The sequence below is a fragment of the Streptomyces sp. SD15 genome (assembly GCF_054462255.1).
Genome location: NZ_JBTLMO010000045.1, coordinates 48456 through 70257 on the forward strand (window position 1 = coordinate 48456; position 21802 = coordinate 70257).

The following is a 21802-nucleotide window of genomic DNA, read 5'->3' on the forward strand; positions in this document are numbered from 1 at the left end:
GATGGCCTGGGGGACGGGCCCTCGCGGACTGGTGTGACGTCCCGAAGCGGTGGTGATGATGACCAGCAGGACGAGGCGGGACGAGCAGGTCACTGCGACGCGCGAGGCGCTCCTGGACGCGGCGGAGCGGCTGTTCGCCGAGCACGGGGTGCACGCGGTCGCCAACCGTCAGATCAGCCTGGCCGCCGGGCAGGGCAACAACGCCGCGGTCAGCTATCACTTCGGCACCAAGATCGATCTGGTGCGCGCCATCGCCCGCCGTCATGCTGAGGGGATAGAGATCGGCCGTCTGCGCATGATGGGCGACATCGGCGACTCCACCGACCTGCGGGACTGGGTGGCCTGTGCGGTCCGCCCCGTCACCGAGCATGTCGAGGCTCTGGGCAGCCCGAGTTGGTACGGCCGGTTCATCGCCCAGGTGACGGCGGACCCGGCCTTGCGTGCGGTCACGACCGAGGAGTTCGCGGCCGCCTCACCGACAATGGAGAAGCTGCAGGAGGGCATGAATCGCTGTCTGCCCGACCTGCCGGCTGAGGTGCATGTCGAACGCACTGCCATGACGCGTCACCTCATCACGCAGATGACTGCCGAGCGGGAGCGTGCTCTTGCGGACAACAAGCCCACCTCCCACGTCAGTTGGCGCGAGACGGCGAACGGTCTGATCGATGCCATCGTCGCCCTGTGGCAGGCGCCGGTCACGCGGGAAGGGTGACTGTCGGCTCGTTCGGTGCGCTTCTGCGGACACGGTGCTCCACGCCGACGAGCCGAGCCGACCTCCTCCACGACCCCCACGTACTCGTGACCGATCGGTGAGGGAGCGTCGATGGGCTCGGCCCTGCGGTAGGGCCACAGGTCAGAGCCGCACACGCAGGCCGCCGACCCTCGGATGATCGCGTCCGTGGGCTTCAGGATCTTCGGGTCTTCGCGCTCCTCCACCCGGAAGTCACCGGGGGCGTGCATCACGACACCGCGCATGGGGGGTGCTCCTTGCATACGGGGGAACCGGCCGCGTCGGACGGGTCCGCGAGTTCCTCACCTCGCGGAGAGCCAAGATCACCCTGGAGCAAGCTGGGCTGCCGTCCGGCTCTCGGCGCCGCGTGCCGGGACTGCGCAGGAGCGAGGTCGCCACGCTGGCCGACGGCAGCGTCGATTACTACGGCAAGCTTGAACGCGGCCACCTCGCCGGAGTCTCCCCAGCCGTGCTCGAAGCGGTCGCCCGCGCGCTCCAGCTCGACGACGTCGAACGGGCGCACCTGCTCCACCTCGCCCATGCCCAAGAAGGCTCCGACACACTCGCCCACCCTCGGTCACGTTCCAGCCAGCAGCGGACCTTGCCCAAGAGTCTGCAGCGGACCCTGGACGCCGTTAACGCCGGGGGGCCCGCGTTCGTCGTCAACGGCCGCCTGGACGTGCTGGCCGCCAACCAGCTCGCCCGCGCTTTCTTCAGCGACATGTACAACAGCTGCACGACACCGCCGAACATGGCCCGCTTCCAGTTCCTGGACCCTGCGGCCCGCCGCTTCTACCCGGACTGGGAGCTCATCGCCGACATGACCGTGGATGTGCTGCGCATCGAGGCCGGCCGCAACCCGCACGACAAGGACCTGCACGACCTGGTGGGGGAGCTGTCCACCCGCAGTGACGCCTTCCGTACCCGCTGGGGCTCCCACACCGTGCGCCGTCACGGCACCGGCGTCAAACGCTTCCACCACCCGGTAGTCGGCGAGCTCGCTCTGGCCTGGCACGGCTGGCCGTGGACGACGAACCCCGCCTCACGCTCCTCATCTACACCGCCGAACCCGGCTCACCCTCCGAAGAAGCCCTGCGCCTGCTCGCCTCCTGGACTGCCTCCCAGGACGGTGCCTCCCCCACCCACCGCATCCCGAGCGGTTGACGAACCAACGGTTCAAGCACGCGCCTCCCCTCTGGGAGGCGACGACAAGCTGAAGGCCCGGCGAGAACGCAACCGTCCGCTGACACGGGCGTCGAACCAACGCTGCTGACCACCACGATGGACAGAGGCAGGCGACGGGCAGCCAAGCACGTCCGATGTCGGGCTGCCCGACTGCGTGAGCGGCAGCGCCGTTGCTGGCGGCCGCTCCAGCGACAGGGTGCGGTCGACGACGCGGTCGGGGTCGACGCTGCCGCCCGACGGCAGGCAGGAGTGCACTGTCCCGGCGCCACCGGGCGGCGAGGCTGGGTGAAGGCTTGTTGCTTTCGCGGCGTTCGGCCGTCAGCCGGTAACGGTGGCGAGGGCGGCGGTGTACTGGTCGTCGGTGACCGGCTCCAGCCAGGTAGTGCCGTCGCCGTTGCCGTCACCGACCAGCAGGGCGAGGTGGGCCATGAGGGTGGTGTCGGTGGCGCCGTGCCAGTGCTCCTCGCTCGCCGGGCACTTGACAGTCTCGCCGGCGCTGACGCGGACGACGTTGCCGTCGCGGGTGCCCACCAGGCCGACGCCGTCGGTGACGTGCAGGATCTGGCCCAGGGCGTGGGAATGCCAGGTGGTGCGGGCGCCGGGGGTGAAGCGCACGAGAGCGGCGGCCAGGCGGGCCGGCTCGGCGGGAGTCGCGATCATGTTGAGGTAGACGTCGCCGGTAAAGCGCTCGGCCGGGGCCTTGAGGGTGGGGGTCTCAGTGATGTGTTCCATGGCTGGAATCCTTGATCGAACGGACGGGTGCGGTGCTGGGGAGGTAACGATGCCGCTGTTCAGGCGCTTCGCTCGTCGGCGATCTTCTTGAGCTGGGTGATCGCTGTCATGGCGTTGGGCCAGCCTGAGTAGAAGGCCAGGTGTGTGATCGCCTCGGACAGTTCCTCGACGCTCAGGCCGTTGTCCAGGGCCACGCCCAGGTGGTAGCCGAGCTGCTCGCTGCGGTAGAGGGCGGCCAGTGCGCTCACGGTGACCAGGCTGCGGTCGCGCGGCGACAGCTTGGGCCGCTCCCAGACATCACCGAACAGGACCTCATTGGTGAGCTCAACAAGCTTCGGCGCGATCCCGGCCAGCTCCTGGGGTGCGGACTGCTGTGGCATACGAATGACTCCTTGATCAAAACGGGGTGGAACCGGCCAAGACCACTGTCTGGCGGGGACAGCCTTTGAGCAGCTGCCAGAGCCCGTGCCCCAGTCGGTTCCCGAGCCCCCAACCGCTGCCGAGACCGAGGAAACCGCAGCTCAAGGAGGTGGAGAAGGGTCTGCCGTTACCGGTACTGACAGGACCCCCCACAGGTGTACCGTCCGGCCTAGCCTGGAGTGCGTGAGCACTCAGAGCGACATCCGCGAATTCCTGGCCTCCCGCCGCGCCAAGATCACTCCGCAGCAGGCCGGCCTGCCCGCCTACGGTGGCAATCGGCGCGTGCCGGGCCTGCGTCGCGAGGAAGTCGCCCTGCTTGCCGGCGTCAGTATCGACTACTACGTCCGCCTCGAGCGCGGCCACCTTGCCGGCGCCTCAGAGGAAGTCCTCGACGCCGTTGCGAACGCTCTCCAACTGGATGACGCCGAGCGTGCCCATCTTTACGATCTGGCCCGCGCCGCCGCCCAGCGTCCTGGCCGCCGCAGCAGGCGCTCCCGCGGCCCGCTCCCGGACAGCGTCCTGCGCGTCGTGAACTCCATGACCGACGTCCCGGCCTTCATCCGCAACGGCCGCTTGGACATCCTCGCCGCCAACAACCTGGGCCGCGCCCTGTACTCGCCGCTGTTCACCGACGACGCCGCTCGGCCCGCCAACATCGCCCGCTTTCAATTCCTCGACTTCACCGGCCGCGACTTCTTCCCTGACTGGGAGGAGTCCGTGAACACCACCGTCGCCCTGCTGCGCACGGAAGCCGGGCGTGCCCCGCACGACAGCGACCTGACCGGACTGGTCGGCGAACTCGTCACCCGCAGCGAGGAGTTCCGTACCGCCTGGGCCAAGCACAACGTGCGCCTGCACCACACCGGCCGCAAGTCCTTCCGCCACCCCGCCGTCGGCGTGATCACCCTTGGCTTCGACGCCATGGAACTGCCCGCCCAGCCCGGCCTGACCCTCACCGCCTACAGCGCCGCCCCCGGCACACCCGACCACGACGCCCTGCAGCTCCTCGCCACCTGGGCCGCCACTGAACAGCCTCACCTCACCAGTACCGAGGCGAACGAGGGTCACTCTCGTCAGCGATAGCGCCACACCTGTTGCGCTCGATATTTTCACCAACGCCGAGTTAGGGCACTCGTGCACCTCGGTCTTCGAGTCCTCGCCCGAGGAGTCTGCGATTTTATAGACTGGATGCTGAAAAATTTACCCAAATGCTATTGACTCGTGGCGTATCTCGTGCAGGGTGATTACTAGACCACAACACCGAAAGAGCCACAAAGTCGGTGAGGACGTCTAGTCGGCGGAGTGACTTGGACAGGATGTGGTTTAGGCCCCCGGCAAGCCGGCGCGATACCGAGGCAACAGTGACGACTGAGGCTTCAGGACACGCGCAGCACTACCGGGGACTGTTTTGCCCTCCGAGCCTTCGCGCGGCCTGGCCGCGGTACGAAGGCTTTCCCGCGCCTGCGCTCCGCGGAACCGAAGAGCACCAAGCCCGCCTTTTCCGCGGCCGGATCGGTCAGTCTTCGATGTCGGGCTGGATCTCCAGGGTGAAGGCCGCGTCGTCGGGGCCGTCGCCTTCCTCGTCCTCCCAGACGATCACGCGCACGTGCCTCTGCCCGGTCCGGCGCACCTCCCACTCGGTCACCAGGTCGGTGACGACGAGGGCGGCGACGTATTCGGCGGCCTCTTTGGGATCATCGGTGATGATGGTCCCCCGCCACCGCTCGGGATGGCCGCCGTAGGGGCGCCAGCCCTGCGAGCCGTGCGGCTCGTCGACCCGGTACACCCAGCCCTTCTCGGTGCCCATGGCACCGATCCTTCCACTCAAGGAGCACCACGCGCCGCATCGGATCGAGCCCGCAGCGCGGGTCGACCGGCTACGACAACAGCCCCGCCGGCATCGAGCTGGAGGACAGGGGACTTCCTCGTGACCCGGACAGGCCCTAGGGGTGGCCGCGACCGGGATGCGCACCAAGCGCTGTGGGATGACGCCGGAAGAGTTGGCCGCGGGAGCGTGGGGCGGGCTGCTTGGCAGTAGCCGCCCGCCAAGCAGTACCGCGCAGGCCTCAACGGTCAGCAGCCCGCCGGCAAGGAAGGTGCCCCGCACGCCGCCGAGCGGCAGGGCGAGTCCCCCTTGGTCAGCGCGGCACGCGGAAAGCGGGAGCCGCCGCAGCTGGCTCAGCTCAGCATCGACGACCAGGTGTTCGTTGCCGCGTTCGTACGGTCGCACGGTTCGATCAAGGAGATGGAGCGGATCTTCGGGGTGAGCTACCCGACGATCAAGTCCCGGCTGAAACGGATCGCCGAGCACCACGACTTCGTCGACACCGACCCGGCACCCACCGGCGCCGCCGACGTCGTTGACCGCCTGCGGCGCGGGGAGATCAGCACCCAGGAGGCGCTGGCCGAGTTGGAGGGGCCCCGATGATCCCGCACCTGGTGACGGTACGCCATCGCCGTCCCAACGGTCGCTGGCTGCGGCGGCCCACCCGCGTCAACATCCGGGTCCCCTTGCAACTGCTGCGCGCCGGAGTCCGGCTGGCGAGCCTTGTCCCTCCGCAGGCGCTCACCAAGGTCAACACAGAGCTGAACAAGTCGGGAGTACCGATCGACCTCACTGAGCTCAAGCCGCAGCACCTCGAGGAGCTCATCGATCAGCTCGACGAGGTCAACATCGACGTCGACGACCCCGACGCCAAGGTGCAGGTGTTCTGCGAGTAACACCGCCACGGCGCCGGACGCCCGCCCGGACCGCCGGGTCAGGCTGCCGTCCGGCCGGTTGGCCACCGCGGTTCCTCACAGGACGTCGTCATCCTGCTCATGGCCAATGCCGGCGTCATCAACGCCGCTGGCGACGCCGCCCCCGATACCTGGCGCCGCCTCGTGGCCGTACCCTGCGCCGTGTCGTCCCCGGTCCACCCGCCCACGTGCTCGGTCGCCAGGGCCCACAACAGCTCGATCACGAGCCGGAGTCGTAAACGTGTCGGCGGCGACCGGGAGGGCCGAGAGGACGGGACCCGGACCGGGCCCGTGAAGCGCCGGTGAAAACCCTGTGGAAGCGGTGTCAGTAGGGCCGTTTATGCTGCACCGGACGATCACGCGGGACCAGGGGAGGGCGCGGCATGTTCGGCAAGCTGTTCGGCAGGGATGCGGAGAGACCAGAGGCGGATCCGCACGCCCTGCCCGTCCCGCGCAGGCAGAAGAACGGGATGTACACGCTGCGCGCGCTCGGGGACACGCGGGTGCTCACCCTGGTGGAGGCCGCCGACGCGGGTGACTGGGAGGCGGTCAAGGCGGCACTGGCTCCCTTCGACCTCGGTCGCGACCACCAAGTCCTCGGCGAGCTGGCCGACTTGGACGGTGTGCAGGACTGGATCGGCCAGGCGGTCGAGGAGGACAAGGAGCACCGGGCGACGGCCCTGCTGATATCCGGGACGCGCCACATCAGCTGGGGCTGGGAGGCGCGCACCGCCGAGCGTGCCGTGAACGTCACGCAGGAGCAGTGGCGGGTCTTCCGCGAGCGGCTCCACATCGCTGAGGAGCAACTGCTCGAGGCCGCCGAGTTGCGGCCGGACTGGGTCACGCCGTGGCGCCGCCTCCTCACCTCCGGGCGCGGCATGTCGCTCGGCCCGGACGTCAACGAGACCCGCCGCGACGCCGCCCTGCGCCGCGATCCGCTGGACCTCGAGACCCACCTCGAGTGGGTGTCGCAGCTGCAGCCCCGCTGGGGCGGCAAGCCGGGCCAGGCCCTGGCGTTCGCCCAGGAGGCGGTTGCCCGCGCCCCGCAGGGGCACCGCCTCGGCTGCGCGATCGCCATGGCGTACATCGAGGAGTGGGTCGAGTCGGAGCGTGGGGACTACCTCGAAACCTCTGAGATTCAGGCGCAGTTGCGGGAAGCGGCGGACCACAGCATCCTCCATCCCGCCTACGTGTGGCGCCCGGGCTGGCAGCACGACTTCAACATGTTCGCCATGGCCCTGTCGCTGGCCGGTGAGCGCCACACCGTCAAGCGCGTCTTCCGAACGCTGGACGGTGCCTACACCCAGTGGCCCTGGACCTACTTCGCGGAGCCCGAGAAGGCGTTCGCCCGCCACCACCGCCGCGCCTGAGCACCTGCCGATCCCAGCCCCGTGCGCCCTCGCCACCGCCGTGCCTGAGTACCCGCCGGCCCCGGTGCCGCCGGCCCGCCACCCGTCGCCCCTCACACTCCGGACTGCCCGATGACTCTGCCTGACACCGCCGCGAACCCGGCCGGCGCCGACCGCACCTTCCAGGTGGATCTGCGCGGCCTCGTCGATCTCCTCTCCCACCACCTCTACTCCAGCCCCCGCGTCTACCTGCGTGAACTCCTGCAGAACGCGGTGGACGCGCTGACCGCCCGGCACGCCCTCGAACCGCCCGCACCCGCCGACGCCTTCGGCATTCGCCTGTACGCCGACGGTTCGGTGGTACGCGTCGAGGACGACGGCGTCGGTCTCACCGAGGCCGACGTGCACACCTTCCTCGCCACGATCGGCCGCAGCAGCAAGCGCGCGGAGCGGATCGCCGAGCAACGCGCGGACTTCATCGGCCAGTTCGGGATCGGCCTGCTCTCCTGCTTCCTGGTCGCGGACGAGATCCACGTCCTGAGCCGTTCCGCCGGCACTCCCGACGCCCCCGCCGTGGAGTGGCGGGGACGTGGCGACGGCAGCTACACCGTCCGCATCCTGCCCGCCTCCGCCCGCCCCCGGCCCGGCACCACCGTCACGCTGACGCCGCGCACGGATGCGGGCGAGTGGACCCGCCCGGAGCAGGTTCACGCGCTGGCCCGGCACTTCGGCTCCCTGCTGCGCCACCCGGTGACCTTCGACGACGGCACAGGCGGCACGGGTGGCCCTGGTGCGCCCGTCAACCCCGAGCCCGCACCCTGGGCACGTACGTACCCCACACCGGGAGCCCGCTCCCGTGCGCTGGCCGCGTACGGCGAGGACGTCTTCGGGTTCACGCCGCTGGACACCATCGAGCTGGACCTGCCGGCCGTGGGCCTGAAGGGCATCGCGTGCGTGCTGCCCGAGGCGGTACCGGCCGGGCGCCGTCACGGCCACCGCGTGCACGTCAAGGGCATGCTGCTGTCCGAGCAGGCCGAGGAGATCCTGCCCGAGTGGGCCTTCTTCGTCCGCTGCGTCGTCGACGCCGAGAGCCTGCGCCCGACGGCGTCCCGCGAGTCCCTGTACGAGGACGACACTCTCGCCGCCGTCCGCGACGCCCTTGCCGAGCGGCTGCGCGCGTGGATCGCCCGGGCCGCCGCCAGCGACCCGGACCTGCTCGCCCGTTTCCTCCAGGCCCACCACCTGGCCGTGAAGTCGCTCGCGGTGCACGACGACGAAATCCTGCGAATGCTGCTGCCCTGGCTACCGTTCGAGACCACCGACGGGCACTCCACCCTGGACGAGTTCGCGCGCACCCACCGCACCGTGCTCGTGACGTCCAGCGTGGAGGAGTTCCGGCAGGTCGCGGCGATCGCCTCGGCCGCCGGGCTCGGCGTCGTCAACGGCGGCTACACCTACGACCGTGAGCTGGTTCACCGGCTGCCCGAGATCAGGCCCGAGGTCAGCGTCGCCGACCTCGACCCGGCGACCCTCACCGCCCACCTCGACCCCGTCGACCGGGAGACGGAACTGGCCGCCGCGGCCTACCTCGCCCTGGCCCGCGACGCCCTCGCCGTCTTCGACTGCGACGTCGCACTGCGCACCTTCCAGCCCGCCTCCGCACCCGCCCTCCTGGTGGACAGCCGCGAGGCCCGGCACGAGCGCACCCGCTCCCAGCTCGCCCGTGAGCAGGAGGGCGGTCTGTGGGGCGACATCCTCGGCGCCCTGCGCCAGGAGGCACCGCGGGCCCAGCTGATCCTCAACCAGCTCAACCCGCTGGTCCGCACCGCCGTCGCCATCGACGAGCCCGAGCTGGCCCGCACCAGCGCCGAAGCCCTCTACGGGCAGGCCGCGATGCTGTCCCGGCGCCCGCTGAGGCCCTCTGAATCGAGCCTCATCAACCGCTCCTTCCTCGACCTTCTCGCCCACGCCCTCCGCAAGGACAGCTGACGATGCCGACCGCACCCCATCCCCAGAACACAGACGAGCTGCTCCAGGCGCTCCAGGAGAACGACCGGCGCCCCTACGGCCGCACCCGCACCGTCACCGCCGAGGAACTCGTCGACGCCGCCGAACAGTTCGCGGAGCCCGCCCCGCTCGTCCACGCGCTCCTCGAACTCCAGGAGGCGTACACCTATGGCTCCGAACCCCGGAAGTCGCCCGTCGTCTTCGCCCGCCTGCTCACCCTCTTCGACGAGCAGCCCGACGTCTTCGACGAGCGCCTGCGCCACATGCTGTTCTGGCGGTTCAAGTGGGTGGCCAACGCTTTGCGCGCGCTGCCCGAGATACCGCTGACCAGCCTGCACCAGTGGCTGACGGAGATGCGCGACCGGTACGAGAAGGCCGACCTCGGCCTCCAGCCCTACTACGGACAGGCGTACCAGCTCGCCGCCCACGTCGGCGAGGACACCACCCTCGCCTACGAGCTGTGGGCGGGCCGCACCCGCACCAGGCTCAGCGACTGCGAGGCCTGCGAGATCTGCGAGCGCGCCCTGTACCACCTCACGGCGGGCGACGACGAGCGGGCGTTGCGCACCTGGGAACCCGTCCTGGCCGGGAAGGAATCCTGCCAGGAGGAGCCGGCCCGCTCCGTCTCGTACGCGCTGTTGCCCCTGCTGCGCACCGGCCGCACCGACCGGGCCCGCGAACTGCACCTCGTCGGCTACCGCAGCTGCCGCCGCAACGCCTCGATGTCCCAGGAGGTCGGCCGGCACCTGGAGTTCTGCGCGCTGACCGGCAACGAGGCACGCGGCCTGGAACTGCTCGCCGAGAACCGGAACCTGTTCGACGAGGTCGACTCGCCGCTGGACCTGCTCGGCTTCCTCACCGGCGTGGAGGTCCTCCTCCAGCGCGTCGAGCTCCTCGGCCACGGCGAACTGCCCGCCGCCGGGCACGCGGGCCGCACCTGGACGGTGGCAGGCCTGCGCGCCGAGGTGCGCGGCCGCGCCGACGACCTCGCCGCCCGCTTCGACGCCCGCAACGGAACCACGGCCCACACCGACCGCCGCAGGGCCCGCCTCGACCGTGCCCCGCTCCTGGACGCGCTGGAACTGACCCTGCGCCCCCGCAGCCTCGACGACGCGGCCCCGGCCGCCCCGGTTGCCGAGCCCGCCGCCCGTACGGCCGCCGTCCTCCCCGACTCCCTGCCCGAACTCATCCTTCGAGCAAGGACTTTGGACCAGCAGGGGCACCCGGACGCACAGGCCTGCTGGGCGCGGCTGCGCACGCTCGTGGCCGGCCGCGACTACACCCACCCCGACGATCCGGCCGTGGGCCCGCTCGTACAGCTGCGCGCGGACCTGCTGGCCGAAGAGGCGAACCGGGCGGGCGAGAAGGACGAGTTCGCCGACGCCGCCGCCCTCCACGAGGAGGCCGCGGCCCTGTACGACGACGCCGGAGAGCCGGGTCACGCGGCGCTCTCCCGAGCCTGCGCCCTGCTCGCCACCGCCGAGATTCCAGCGGAGGGCGCCGACGGAGCCGAGGCGAAGGCCGCCGCGCTGACCGCCGCCCACGCGTCCACGGTCCGCCTGCATGAGGAGACGCCCGGCCTCGCCCCGTTCCAGGAGGCCCGTCTGCTACGGCTGAGGGCGACCGCGCTCGGCCTGCGCCTACAGACGTCGGGGAGCGAGGAGCACGTCGCGCCGGTCCTCGCCGAGGTGGACCTGCTGCACGCTTTCGCCACCCGGCACGACATCGTCGGGCAGATCTCCGGCGCCCTGCTGCTGCGGGCCAGCACGTACGCCATCTCCGGCGACCTGCCTGCGGCGGTGTCCGAGATCGACGCCGTCATCGACCGGCTGAAGGCGCGCGGCCCCGCCTGGCACCTGCCCCGCACGCTCGGACTGCGCGGCCGGCTCCAGCTCGGCCTCCAGGACGCGCAGGCCGCGCACGCGGACCTGACCGAGGGCTTGCGACTGGCCGCCGACTGGCCGGCCGACACGGTCGACACCGCTCGCCTCCACGGTGATCTGGCCGAGGCCTGCATGCACCTGGGCCGCCCCGACGAGGCACTGCGGCACCTGACGCGCTCCGCGGAGGTGGAGCTTCGCCGCGGCAGCCGGACGGACGCGTTCTGCGCGTACAGCAACGCGGCTCAGCTCAGCCTCGACCTGGGCCGCGTCGAGGACTGCATCGCTCTGCTCGACTCCCTTCTGGCCGAACCGGACGTCGCCGCCGGAGAGTTGGACGACCGGCTCGTCGCTCAGCTGCGCCTGACCCGCGCCCGCGCGCTGCACGCGGGGGAGGACCTCAAGGCCGCCACGGCGGAGTTCGTCACCCTGGCGGCCGAGTCGTCCGGCTGGGACGACGACCCGGGAAGCCACGCCATGATCGCCGTGGAGACCGCCGTACTCCTCGGCGAGTCCGGCGAGTTCAGTCGGGCCCGCGAAGTCGCGGACCAGGCACTCGCCGCCCACGCCCGGGCCCCGCGCTACGAGCAGCTCAGCAACTGCCTGCGCGAACTCGCTCGCCTCCAGGCCCAGCAGCAGGGCCCCGACGGCCTGGCCGACGCGCTCGCCTTCCTCGCCGACGCGGGCCGGATCGCCGACGAGGCCCGCGCCGCCGAATACGAGGCCCAGGGCCGCGCCCTGGACACGGCCTTGGCCTACGAGCACGGGCGAGTCAACGCCTACGCAGGCGAGTACGAGGACGCCCTGGCCGCCCTGGAGAAGGCCCTCGCTCTGCTCGGTGAGCCGGGAAGGGACGACGACCGCGCCGGCGAGTGGGCCGAGTGCGTCCGCCTCGCGGGCGCCGTGGAGGGCCTCTATCTGGAACGCCCCGCCCCCGCCCTCACCCGTCTCGACGCTGCGGTCTCCCGCCTGACCGCCCTGGGCCACACCGAGGAGGCCGAGCCGCTGATCTCCTTGGCGGCACGGCTGCGTGACGAGGAGTGACGCGGCGGTGCCGGGGCGACAGCCCGCCCCGGCACCGGCGCCCACACAAGCCGGGCAGAGCATCCAGGTCCACACTGGTGGGACATCGGGAGTAAGGGCGTGTTTCGCCCGCGGGCATCTGCCCTGGGCAGGCGCCCTTTTCTGGATCTAGAAGAACCCCGACTTCTTCGGCGAGTAGCTCACCAGCAGGTTCTTCGTCTGCTGGTGGTATACGGCTGGCAGGTCGCTGACCAGCGGAAATATCCCCGAGTGAGCCGGGCAGCGGCTTGCTGGCCCGGGAATGGTCCGGATCTGGATCCGAGACCGGACCCGACGGACGGACCCTGTCCGCCTGGGGCACGTGTGGCGGCCTGCCGGCCGGTCGAACCCGGCCAGGGACTTCGTCGTGTCGGAGGCCCTTCTCCGGGCTTACCGCGCCAGCGCGCCGGGATCGGTTGGCCGCTTTCCAGCTGGTCGGCGCGGGGTGCGCTATCCGGTGAGTTCACGATCGAACGCGTCTACCTGATCACCAGCCTGCCGCCCGGCGCCTCCGACGGAGCACGACTCGCCGCGTGGATCCGCGGGCGCTGAGGCATGGAGAATCTGCTCCACCACGTCCGCGACCGCACCAACATCGCCGCCGCCCTCCGCCACACGGCCCGCGACTACCGCCGCCCCCTGACCGCCCTCGGCCTCACCTGACAAACCCGGACACAAGATCACTTCTCAAAGCCCCTGCCAGCTCACCCCGCCTGGTCGACCTGTGAACGCGCCTGGCCGGAAGGCGCTGTGCGCGCCTCCCGCCGGATGTGGTGGTGTCGGCTGGCCGCGAGGGAGACCGGCGCCGGATCGGGCCGATCGGGTCAGCGGCCCTGGGGTTCGTCGCTGTGTGTGTGCGGTCGTCGGTAGTGGTCCTTGCGCCTTTCGTCGAGCCGGTCGAGTTCGGCCACCAACAGGCCCGCTGTCTCTTGTCCGAGCCTGCGTCGGGCCAGTGCCTGGAATTCTTCGCTCCCCAAGCTGCCCCGCAGATTGTCGATCCGTGACAGATCCGCGATGGGCATGCGCGCCGGTGCCGCCCCTGTGCTGGTGAGCGCGGCCAGAGTGTGGTCGGCTGTCTCGGTGAAGCGCTGCAGCCTTTCCAGTGCGCCCGCAAGCTGTTCGTGCGCCGCTCTGCGCAGCCGCGGGTCAGTGCTCCGATCGGCATGAGCGGCACACAGTGTGAGTAGATGGGCGGCTTCGTCGGGGTGGCGGCTGGTGACGATTTCGCTGAGCCGCATCAGCGCCCTCGCCTGGCCGATCTCGTGGCCCGCCTTCTCAAAGCGGAGCAGGGCTTGGCGGGCCTGGCGCTCGGCTCGGTCGTTGTCGCCGCGTTCGTGCGCAAGGCGGGCCAGTTCGTTGTGGCAGTTTCCCCGCAGCACCGGGTCCCGGAGCCCATTGCGGGTCCGCAGGGCCTCGGCCAACAGTTCTTCGGCCCTTCGTGAGTCACCCAGCAGCCTTACCACCACCCCCAGTTGGTATCGGCTCGACGAGGCACCTCCGCCATCCCGTGCCCGGTCGAAGCCGTCCACTGCCTGTTCGAAGAACCGCCGCGCGTCGTCGAGCTGCTTCTCTTCCTGCGCGAGGCGGCCGAGTTGGTGGTGTGACCGGGCACGCCAGCCCTCTTCGCTCCACAGACCGAGGGCTGTGCGGTAGTGCCGTCTTGCATCGTCGAACCGGCTCTGCCGCTGGGCGATCAGGCCGAGCTGCTGTTCGATGCCCGCTGTCACATCGTCGTCATCACCCAACGCCCGGGCTTCACGCAGGGCGGCTTCGTACTGTCGCGCCGCCTCGTCGAGACGCCAGTTGTCCAGCAGGCAGTGAGCCCTCAGGTCCATCCCTGCCAGCAGCGCTTCCCGGTCGGGCGGCCTCTCGCCGCCGGACGCGGTGGCGATGACGCGGTCCGCGAGCGCCGCCAGTGTGCCGGTCCTGCCGGTGTGTCTGCGGATGTCCGCGACGACGGGCAGACAGCCCTTCCACCACGGTTCGCGTTCCCTGAGGGCGGTGAAGAGTGCTGTCGTGAGGTTGGCCTCCTCGCGGATGGCCATTTCGCGGGCAATGCGCCGGTTCTCCAACTCGTTTCCGGTCATCAGGGGCCACAACGGTGCCTCGCCGAACAGTCGGGAGTGGGCTCGACCCAGCGCGTGCAGTTCCGGCTGGGCCAACTGCCGGCGCGCGAGTTCCAGGATGAAGGGGTGGATGGTGGCGAAGCCGCTGTCGCGGGTGCAGAGCCGTCCGGTGCCGGTGTGGTCCAGTTCGTGCAGCGCAGGGGGTGTGAACAGGGAGGTGTCCACGCCTTCGGCGGCGGCCAGCTCAGCGTACGGCTCGATCAGCGGAAAGGGGACGGTGCCCTGAAAGGGGGCCAGGAGCTCGACCGTCCGACGGGTCTCCGGCTCGATCTGCTCCCATGTCGAGGCGACCTGCGCCCGCCACCGTGCCGCGGCCTGCCCGGAATCGGGATCGGAGGCCAGGGCGAGGGCGGCCACCGGAAGTCCGAGTAGGGGCGCCGTCAGGCTCGGGGTGAGCTCGTCCGGGTCGAGACCGATGATCTGCGCGAGGTCGTCTGTGTCGAGCGGGGCGAGTTCGTGCACCGCGGCCTGCTCGCCCGTGAGCCAGGCCGCGTCGCCGCGCGCGGTGACCAGGCAGAGACAGGCCCGCTCGGCAAGACTCGCCATAAAGTCCCGGAACTGGCGCAGGGACTCGATCGACCAGGCGTGGGCGCCATACCGAGCGGCGTCGACATGGTCGAGGATGGCGACCGCAGGAGGGCCTTTGCCGTCGGAGCCAGTCCACGTGGGGTGCGTGGTCATCCGGCGTAAACCCTCGACCGCGGTGTCCCACGTGGCCAGGTCGACGCGGTGCACGTGGCTCGCGAAACCGGTGGCCGTCCACCATCCCTCAAGGTGGTCCAGGAGCGTGGTCTTGCCTGAGCCGGTCATGCCGCGCAGCAGCACCCTGGGACTCTCCCCGAGCAGGCGCTCGATTCTGCGGATGTCACTCTCCCGCCCCTGCAGCGCAGACAGTCGGGGCATGGCGGAGGACGAAGGCACCGCCTCGGCGGCGAGCTCGGGCGGTGAGTGAGGGGCCCGCCTCTCCAGGACAATCGGGATCAGCCAGTCGTCGAGCTCCGCCGTCCCGCCGCGGCCTGTCCGCCGTACGCGCTCGCGGTGCAGCGCCTGACGGGCGGCGAACAGCCCGCTGCTCGCGGAGCCGCCGCGCAGCAGTCGGCCGTAGAGATGCGGCAGCGCGAGCCTGACCGCGGTTTCGCTGACCTTGTAGGTCATGGCCACCACCGTCTCCGAGACAGTGCAGGCGAGGTCGTACGCCAGCGAAGTACCCGCCGCCGCGGACTCGCACGCATTGAGGACGACCACGCTGGGGCGAGGGGGCCGCTCCAGGAGAGCGACCACGGCTGCGTCGGACACGGGATGGGCGCCACGTTGGCCCGCTGCCTCGAAGAGCAGATGCGCGACGGGGGCATCCGCTCCATCGTCGTCCGCCGTACCCGCAGCCCGGTAGATTCCGCGTCGTACGCCTCGGGCGATCTCCTGGGGGGTGGCCACAATCCCGTGGACGTCGAAGTGGACGGCGAACCGCTCTCCTTCCCTCAACCGGCCCCGCAGCCGGTCAAGGTGGTCTTCCAGCGACCGGAACGTACCAGGGCGGACCACGGTGAGCCGACAGCCAGGTGCCTGGTCGGCCAGCATCGCTGCCAAGGGGCCGGCTACGCTGCGGTGCCCGATGTCCGCAGAACCGAAGGGCCGGGCAACGCACAACAGGATCTCCTGCAGCGGTCCCGAACCTCCAGGCTGCCGGACGGTGTCCGCAGCCGCAGGACGCCGGGTGACCAGGGCCGTCAGAGCCAGGGGCGCAGCCCCAGGGGCGCGCAGTAACTCCCACGGCAGGTCCTGGAACTGCTGTGGGCCGACGACCACGATCTCGTCCATGCCGCTGTCGGCCCAGTGAACACCGTGGCCCGGAGCCGGTGGGGCGTCAGAGCGCGGACTGATGAGCTGCCGGTACAGATCGGTGCCCACCTGTTCGATGGCGGCGAGGACACTGGTCACCCGGTTGCTGTCGAGCTGAGGAAACGCCATGTGCTCCCCGAAGTACCACTTCAGGTGTGCCTGAAGCCCCGGAAGGTCCAGCGGCTCCGCGTCGACGACGGCGTGCCAGCGAGCGCGGCCCTGTCGGACCTGTACGGTGAAGGGCCCTGTTCCTTCGGCCCAGGTGACCGTGGTCTTCATTCGACGACTGTGACTGTGATCTGCCGTCGACCTTCGTCGTCCGTGATCTCTTCGTCGACCACCAGCACCTGGGTGGACGGGCGCACCTTGCGGAACAACAGCTTGATCATTTCGAAGGCGCCGCTGGCTCCGATCCCCACGCCGAAATCCACCGCCACCTGGACGAGGTCCGCCCCGGGGCCGTAGTCGGCCTTCGTTTCGCTGTCGGTGATCGAGGCCACGCCCAGGGCACGGGCCTGTTCGTCGGCCGCCCAGGCAGCGACGAAGTCCTGCGCGGCGTCGTCCAACCGTGGGTCGAGGGACAGAGCGAGTGACATCGTCATCTCTGCATCATGGCTTGGCGACTTCGGCCTCCACGTCACTTTTCTGAGAAAATGTGGCCGTGTCGGGGTAGTGAACTCCGGCGTGCGCCACAAGCACCGCCCCTCGGAAGGGCGTGGCGCCGTGGGGTGACCGAGGAGCGAGAACTGTTCCGGCACCCGACTGGCACAGCCGGTCGAGGGTGGGACCGGGAATGGAGGGCGTGGCAAGTCAGGGGGCTGCAGCGTCGGTGTCGGCGTCGCGGACCGGAACCAGGCACGGCCCCGTGACCGGCCGGGAGAGCTGCACCTCCCGCCGGAAGCGAGCACGGAACTCATCGTCTGCGGCCTGCGCCGGATGGATGACCCCCTGGATCTGCCGAACGCCCCGACATCACTCGTTCAGGTTCAGCAGCCGCGACCCGGCCGATTGCGGTGGTCAACTGACCGTAGGTGTAGCCGCGATGGGAGGTGTCGATGACGGCAGGGCGGTCGGCGTCATCGGTGCCGAGTTCGGCGAACAGGAACTCCGGCAGGCAGACCTCCGGGATGGCGATGTCCGGGTAGGGGCTGCGGATGATCATCGACACTCCTCGGCTCTCGGCAGTCAGCGTGCGGCAGTGGGCGCAGGTCGGGGCTCCTTCGGCAGGCCGAGCACCAGCTCCCCGACGATGCCGCGTTGGATCTGGGAGGAGCCGGCGTAGATCGTGCCGGCGCGGGCGTTGAGGTAGACGCTGGTCCAGGACGCGGACGAGTTCGGCGCGCCGGGGTCGTCGGTGTGGAACCAGTTCGGCGAGGGCCGCCCGGTCGGGGTCAGCGCGTCCAGGCCGAGGGCGTCCACGGCCAGTTCGGTGGCCCGCTGGTGGTACTCGCTCCAGAGCAGCTTGAACGCGGCAGCGGCGGGGCCGGGTTCCTCTCCGGCGATCAGTGTGGCGGCGGTGCGCAGCCCATGGCAGCGCAGTTGCTCGACTTGGACATGGCACCAGGCGATCCGGCGGCGGATGTCGGGGTCGCGGTGCAGCCCGCGCTCGCGGACCAGCTCGATCAGCCGGTCCAGCTCGTTGCGGAAGCGGATCGGCGCCTTGAGCGCGGTCGCGCCGCGCTCGAAGCCCAGCAGCGTCATCGCAACCGTCCAGCCGAGGTCGACCTCTCCCACGACCAGGCCGAGTTCGGTCGTCGCGTTGTCGAAGAAGACCTCGTTGAAGTCCGCCTCGCCGGTGAGGTTGCGGATCGGGCGGATGTCGATGCCGGGTTGATCCAAGGGGACCAGGAGCATGCTGATGCCGCGGTGCGCCGGGGCGTCGGGGTTGGTTCGGGCCAGGACGAACGTCCAGTTCGCCTTGTGTGCGCCGGAGGACCACAGTTTCTGCCCGTTCAGTACCCACTGGTCGCCGTGCGGTTCGGCCCGCAGGGAGAGCGAGGCCAGGTCCGAGCCGGCGCCCGGCTCGGAGAAGCCCTGCGCGAAGACATACTCGCCGGAGACAATCCGCGGCAGAAACCGGCGCAACAGGGTCGGGTCGCTCCAGCGCAGCATGGTGTTGCCCAGCATGGTGATGCCGAACTCGTCGTTGTCCGAGCCGGAAGGAATGCCGGCTGCGGTCAGCTCCTCAATGACGACGACCAGTTCCGCCGGTCCGAGGCCGGCGCCGCCGTACTCCCGCGGCCATGCCGGGGCGACCCAGCCGCGCTCGGCGAGCGCGGCCCGCGTCTTCTCCTGGAACGTCTCGCGCTCGATCGGGTCGAGGGCGCCGATGCCCCGCCAGTCCGGCGGGACCAGGTCCGCCACGAATGCTTGCACCGAAGCGCGGAAGCGCTCGGCCGGCTCGCTGCCCTGCGGTTCCACCAAGACCTCCTGGTGTCTTCGGTAAGCGAATGAGCAGAACAGTTGCGTAGATAGACTCACTAGTCAATGCTGGGCGCCGTGGATTTCCCCCGACGTGAGGAGGACCCCGATGCGCTTCGCGCCAACCGACGAACAGCTCGAACTGGGCCGAACCGCAGAGCGGTTGCTCGCCGCCCACGCCCGCAGGAACACCCTTCCTCCGCCTTGGGACGCCATCCCCCAGACCCTCAACCGTGAGCTATGGGCCTCGCTCGCCGACCTCGGACTGCTCGGCCTGGGCGTGCCCGAGAGACTGGGCGGCTCGGGTGGCGGTGTTGCGGACCTGTGTGTCCTGGCCGAGCGGGTGGGGTCGGCCCTGCCGACCCTCCCGTTCGCCGCCACCGCGACCGTCGCCGCAGTGCTGGCCGAGCACGCCGACAGTCCCGCCACGCGGGCCGCGCTGGCCGGCGTCGTGGGCGGCTCCACCGTCGCCGTACCGGCCTGGGAGACCTTCCCTGCCGACATGGTGCCCGGCCGGCGGGCGGGCTCGCTGACGCTGAACGGCGCGGCGGCGGACGGCATGCTGGCAGCGGTGCCGTTCGGCCTCGACGCCGAACTGCTGCTGGCTTTCGCCGACGAGGGCAGTGCCCCGGCGCGGCCGGTCCTCGTGGAACTCGCCGAACCGACCACCGCGCGGACCTCCGTGGAGTCGCTGGACGTCACCGAGCCGATGGCGAGCCTGCGGCTGACCGGCGCGCCCGCCATACCGCTCGGACCGCTCGGCGCACATACGGTCGCCCGCCTGCTCACCGTGCTGGCAGCCGAGCTCATCGGCACCGGGCGACGCGCGCTGGAGGGCGCCGTTGAGTATGCCGGGCAGCGTCGGCAGTTCGGCCGGCCGATCGGATCGTTCCAGGCCATCAAGCACGTACTCGCTGACCGGTCCGTCCAGCTCGACGCCGCGTGGATGCTCGTCCGAGGGGCGGCCCACGCCGTCGACGGCAAGCGTGCTGACGCCGACGTGGCGGCTCGTACCGCGCTCGCGGCGGCGGCCGACGCGGTCGAGGCAGTGACGGCCGACGCCCTGCAGACCCATGGGGGCATCGGCTTCACCTGGGAGCACCGGTCCCACGTACTGCTCAGGCGCGCCCGCGCGCGGCGCTCACTGCTCGGCTCGTCGGCCCACCGGCTCAACGTACTCGCCGACCGCCTCCTCGGATCGGCGCATCTGTCCTGACGTCGGCCTTACGGGCTGTCGCATCGCGGCGGGCGGCCTGCGCCTGCGGGGTTCGCGGGCTGCGGCAGTTACCCGGTAGCGCCGCAGCCCGCGACTTAACACATAAGTCCATCTACACAACCTTACTGTTCAAATCCCTACTTTACGGGGATCTTCACTACCGAATGAGGAGGCCGCCGGGCCATGGAATGGACGGGCGCGCGCTACGCAGACAAGCCGACGGTCGAGGTGCCGATCTGGATCGCCGCCCCGCCGGAACGGGTATGGGGGCTGGTGACCGACATCGAGCTGATGCCGAGCCTGAGCGCGGAGTTGCAGTCGGTGGAGTGGCTGGACGGGGCGACACAACCCGCGCCGGGGGTCCGCTTTGTGGGCCGGAGCAGCCACGAGGCGCTGGGCGAGTGGGCCACCACCTCCCACGTTGTGGAGTACGAGCCGCCCAGGGTGTTCGGCTGGGCGGTTGAGGACCCCGAGCAACCTTCGGCGATCTGGCGATTCACCCTCGATCCCAAGGACGACGGGACGCTGCTGCGGCAGTGGATGCAGCTGGGACCGGGCCGCTCCGGTCTTTCGTTTGCCATTGACCGCATGCCGGAGAAGGAACAGAAGATCGTCTTCGTGCGGATGCGGGAGTTCGAGACCAGCATCAGCGTCACTCTCACGGCGATCAAGAAGCTTGCGGAGAAGTCCGGAAAGGCGAGTGTGTGATGCGTACGTCGACCACGATCGAGGCATCCGGGGGCAGCTGGCCGGAGACGGTGGACTTCGTCATCGAGGCGGAGAAGCTGGGCCTGAACATCTGCTGGGTGGCCGAGGCGTGGGGATCCGAGGCACCGTCGCCGCTGGGGTATCTCGCCGCCCGGACGGAGCGCATGCTGCTCGGCTCCGGGATCATCCAGCTCGCCACCCGCACGCCGATGGCCATCGCCCGAGCGGCGATCACCCTGTCGCAGATCTCCCAGGGGCGCTTCCTGTTGGGACTCGGCCCATCCGGCCCGCAGGTGATCGAAGGACTGCACGGCGTACCCTTCGACCGGCCGTTGTCACGGATGCGGGAGACCGTCGAGATCGTGCGGCAGGCCGCCGCGGGCGAGAAGGTCTTCTACGCCGGGCGGGAGTTCCAGATCCCGCTGCCCGGTGGAGATGCCAAGCCCATGCGCCTGTCAATGCGCGCCGAGCACGACATCCCGATCTACCTGGCGACCCTCTCGCCTAAGATGCTGCAACTGACCGGCGAGATCGCCGACGGCTGGCTCGGCACCAGCTTCGTGCCCGAGGGTGCCAAAGAGGCCTACTTCGACCACCTGGACGCGGGCCTCACCGCTTCCGGCCGCTCACGCGCGGACTTCGACATCTGCCAGGGCGCCGAGGTGGCCTTCGCCAAGGACGAGGACGCACTGCGGGCGATGGTGGCCGGCCGGAAGAAGGAACTGGCCTTCAGCCTGGGCGGCATGGGCTCCGCGAGCACCAACTTCTACAACAACGCATACAGCCGCCAGGGCTGGGCCGACGTCGCCGCCGAGGTCCGCGAGCGCTGGCAGGCCGGCGACCGGGACGGCGCGGCCGAACTGGTCACCGACGAGATGGTGCTGGGCACCACGCTCATCGGTACCGAGGACATGGTGCGGGACCGGCTGCGGGTGTGGCGCGACGCCGGCGTCGACACCGTTCGCTTCTACCCCGCCGGCGAGACGCTGGACGCCCGGCTCACCACCCTGGGCCGGGCCCTCGACCTGGTCCGCGCCATGGAGCGCGAGCCGGGCCGGTAACCCGAGCGCTCGATGACGCCGCCCGTCAGGCCGGCGCTCGAGCCGGACCGGGCGCGGCACAGCGGCGGCTGGTGCAGAGCAGACGGCAACCGACATCGCCAGGCGGGTCGGCGACGTTGTCCAGATCAGCGGAGCGGACAACGCCACCGCAGCCAGCTCTGCCGACGCAGTGCTGCGCACAGTGCCGTACGACGGCCATGCGGAGCCGGTCGCGTCGCTGCGCGCCCAACTGGCGGGCAAGGCGGTACTTACTGATCGTTTCAGAATGAGGTTCGGAGTCGTCTCAAGCAGATGATGCTGCAGGCGAGTTGGAGTAGGCCGAGGTGG

At 70.3% G+C, this 21802-nt stretch carries 17 protein-coding genes and 2 pseudogenes; 11 read left to right on the forward strand and 8 right to left on the reverse strand.

Translation table 11 applies throughout. The features are described 5' to 3' along the window. The first annotated feature begins 58 nt into the window (after positions 1 to 58). Positions 59 to 712, forward strand: a complete 654-nt coding sequence (locus ACX28W_RS33480) for a TetR family transcriptional regulator (protein WP_459003759.1) — start codon at positions 59 to 61, stop codon at positions 710 to 712. Positions 713 to 765: 53 nt separating this feature from the next. On the opposite strand, the pseudogene ACX28W_RS33485 reads toward ACX28W_RS33480, so the two are convergent. Beyond that, positions 766 to 975: pseudogene (locus ACX28W_RS33485) on the reverse strand (alcohol dehydrogenase catalytic domain-containing protein); the annotation flags it as partial. A gap of 5 nt (positions 976 to 980) precedes the next feature. Here ACX28W_RS33485 and ACX28W_RS33490 point away from each other — a divergent pair. Beyond that, positions 981 to 1894: pseudogene (locus tag ACX28W_RS33490) on the forward strand (helix-turn-helix transcriptional regulator). A gap of 339 nt (positions 1895 to 2233) precedes the next feature. Here ACX28W_RS33490 and ACX28W_RS33495 read toward each other — a convergent pair. Beyond that, a complete protein-coding gene (locus ACX28W_RS33495; protein WP_459003760.1) occupies positions 2234 to 2647 on the reverse strand; it encodes a (R)-mandelonitrile lyase in 414 nt (137 codons plus the stop codon). A 59-nt stretch (positions 2648 to 2706) separates the two neighbouring features. Further along, entirely contained in the window at positions 2707 to 3027 is a 321-nt protein-coding gene (locus ACX28W_RS33500) for a carboxymuconolactone decarboxylase family protein (RefSeq protein WP_459003761.1), read from the reverse strand. Positions 3028 to 3241: 214 nt separating this feature from the next. On the opposite strand from ACX28W_RS33500, the gene ACX28W_RS33505 reads away from it, so the two are divergent. Then, positions 3242 to 4150, forward strand: coding sequence for a helix-turn-helix transcriptional regulator (locus ACX28W_RS33505; RefSeq protein WP_459003779.1), 909 nt, complete (start codon positions 3242 to 3244; stop codon positions 4148 to 4150). 433 nt (positions 4151 to 4583) lie between these two features. Here the strand turns inward: ACX28W_RS33505 and ACX28W_RS33510 are convergent, their stop codons facing one another. Beyond that, positions 4584 to 4874, reverse strand: a complete 291-nt coding sequence (locus ACX28W_RS33510; RefSeq protein WP_459003762.1) for a hypothetical protein — start codon at positions 4872 to 4874, stop codon at positions 4584 to 4586. A gap of 327 nt (positions 4875 to 5201) precedes the next feature. Between ACX28W_RS33510 and ACX28W_RS33515 the strand changes: the two genes are divergently transcribed. The 5 genes from ACX28W_RS33515 (at position 5202) to ACX28W_RS33535 (ending at position 12086) form a co-directional block, all read left to right on the forward strand. Further along, complete coding sequence (locus ACX28W_RS33515) at positions 5202 to 5495, forward strand: DUF2089 family protein (RefSeq protein WP_459003763.1); 294 nt, start codon at positions 5202 to 5204, stop codon at positions 5493 to 5495. Next, on the forward strand, positions 5492 to 5788 hold the full coding sequence (locus tag ACX28W_RS33520) for a hypothetical protein (RefSeq protein WP_459003764.1): 297 nt from the start codon (positions 5492 to 5494) through the stop codon (positions 5786 to 5788). Before ACX28W_RS33515 ends, ACX28W_RS33520 begins: the two co-directional genes overlap by 4 nt. A gap of 401 nt (positions 5789 to 6189) precedes the next feature. Beyond that, complete coding sequence (locus ACX28W_RS33525) at positions 6190 to 7176, forward strand: hypothetical protein (RefSeq protein WP_459003765.1); 987 nt, start codon at positions 6190 to 6192, stop codon at positions 7174 to 7176. A 111-nt stretch (positions 7177 to 7287) separates the two neighbouring features. Beyond that, positions 7288 to 9144 carry an HSP90 family protein gene (locus ACX28W_RS33530; RefSeq protein ID WP_459003766.1) on the forward strand — a complete coding sequence of 619 codons (1857 nt, stop codon included), beginning with the start codon at positions 7288 to 7290 and terminating at the stop codon, positions 9142 to 9144. 2 nt (positions 9145 to 9146) lie between these two features. Then, positions 9147 to 12086, forward strand: a complete 2940-nt coding sequence (locus tag ACX28W_RS33535; RefSeq protein ID WP_459003767.1) for a hypothetical protein — start codon at positions 9147 to 9149, stop codon at positions 12084 to 12086. An 842-nt stretch (positions 12087 to 12928) separates the two neighbouring features. Here the strand turns inward: ACX28W_RS33535 and ACX28W_RS33540 are convergent. From ACX28W_RS33540 to ACX28W_RS33555, 4 genes are all read right to left on the reverse strand, one after another. After that, positions 12929 to 16348: a tetratricopeptide repeat protein gene (locus tag ACX28W_RS33540; protein WP_459003768.1), complete on the reverse strand. Its 3420-nt coding sequence runs from the start codon at positions 16346 to 16348 to the stop codon at positions 12929 to 12931. Beyond that, positions 16345 to 16671: a hypothetical protein gene (locus tag ACX28W_RS33545; protein ID WP_459003769.1), complete on the reverse strand. Its 327-nt coding sequence runs from the start codon at positions 16669 to 16671 to the stop codon at positions 16345 to 16347. Before ACX28W_RS33545 ends, ACX28W_RS33540 begins: the two co-directional genes overlap by 4 nt. 311 nt (positions 16672 to 16982) lie before the next feature. Continuing rightward, on the reverse strand, positions 16983 to 17231 hold the full coding sequence (locus tag ACX28W_RS33550; protein WP_459003770.1) for a hypothetical protein: 249 nt from the start codon (positions 17229 to 17231) through the stop codon (positions 16983 to 16985). Between the two features lie 23 nt (positions 17232 to 17254). Further along, positions 17255 to 18490, reverse strand: coding sequence for an acyl-CoA dehydrogenase family protein (locus ACX28W_RS33555; protein ID WP_459003771.1), 1236 nt, complete (start codon positions 18488 to 18490; stop codon positions 17255 to 17257). A 109-nt stretch (positions 18491 to 18599) separates the two neighbouring features. Here ACX28W_RS33555 and ACX28W_RS33560 point away from each other — a divergent pair, with 109 nt between their 5' ends. From ACX28W_RS33560 to ACX28W_RS33570, 3 genes are all read left to right on the forward strand, one after another. Then, a complete protein-coding gene (locus ACX28W_RS33560; RefSeq protein ID WP_459003772.1) occupies positions 18600 to 19706 on the forward strand; it encodes an acyl-CoA dehydrogenase family protein in 1107 nt (368 codons plus the stop codon). Between the two features lie 183 nt (positions 19707 to 19889). Beyond that, complete coding sequence (locus ACX28W_RS33565) at positions 19890 to 20414, forward strand: SRPBCC family protein (protein WP_459003773.1); 525 nt, start codon at positions 19890 to 19892, stop codon at positions 20412 to 20414. Continuing rightward, on the forward strand, positions 20414 to 21475 hold the full coding sequence (locus ACX28W_RS33570) for an LLM class flavin-dependent oxidoreductase (protein WP_459003774.1): 1062 nt from the start codon (positions 20414 to 20416) through the stop codon (positions 21473 to 21475). Before ACX28W_RS33565 ends, ACX28W_RS33570 begins: the two co-directional genes overlap by 1 nt. The last annotated feature ends 327 nt before the right edge of the window (positions 21476 to 21802 follow it).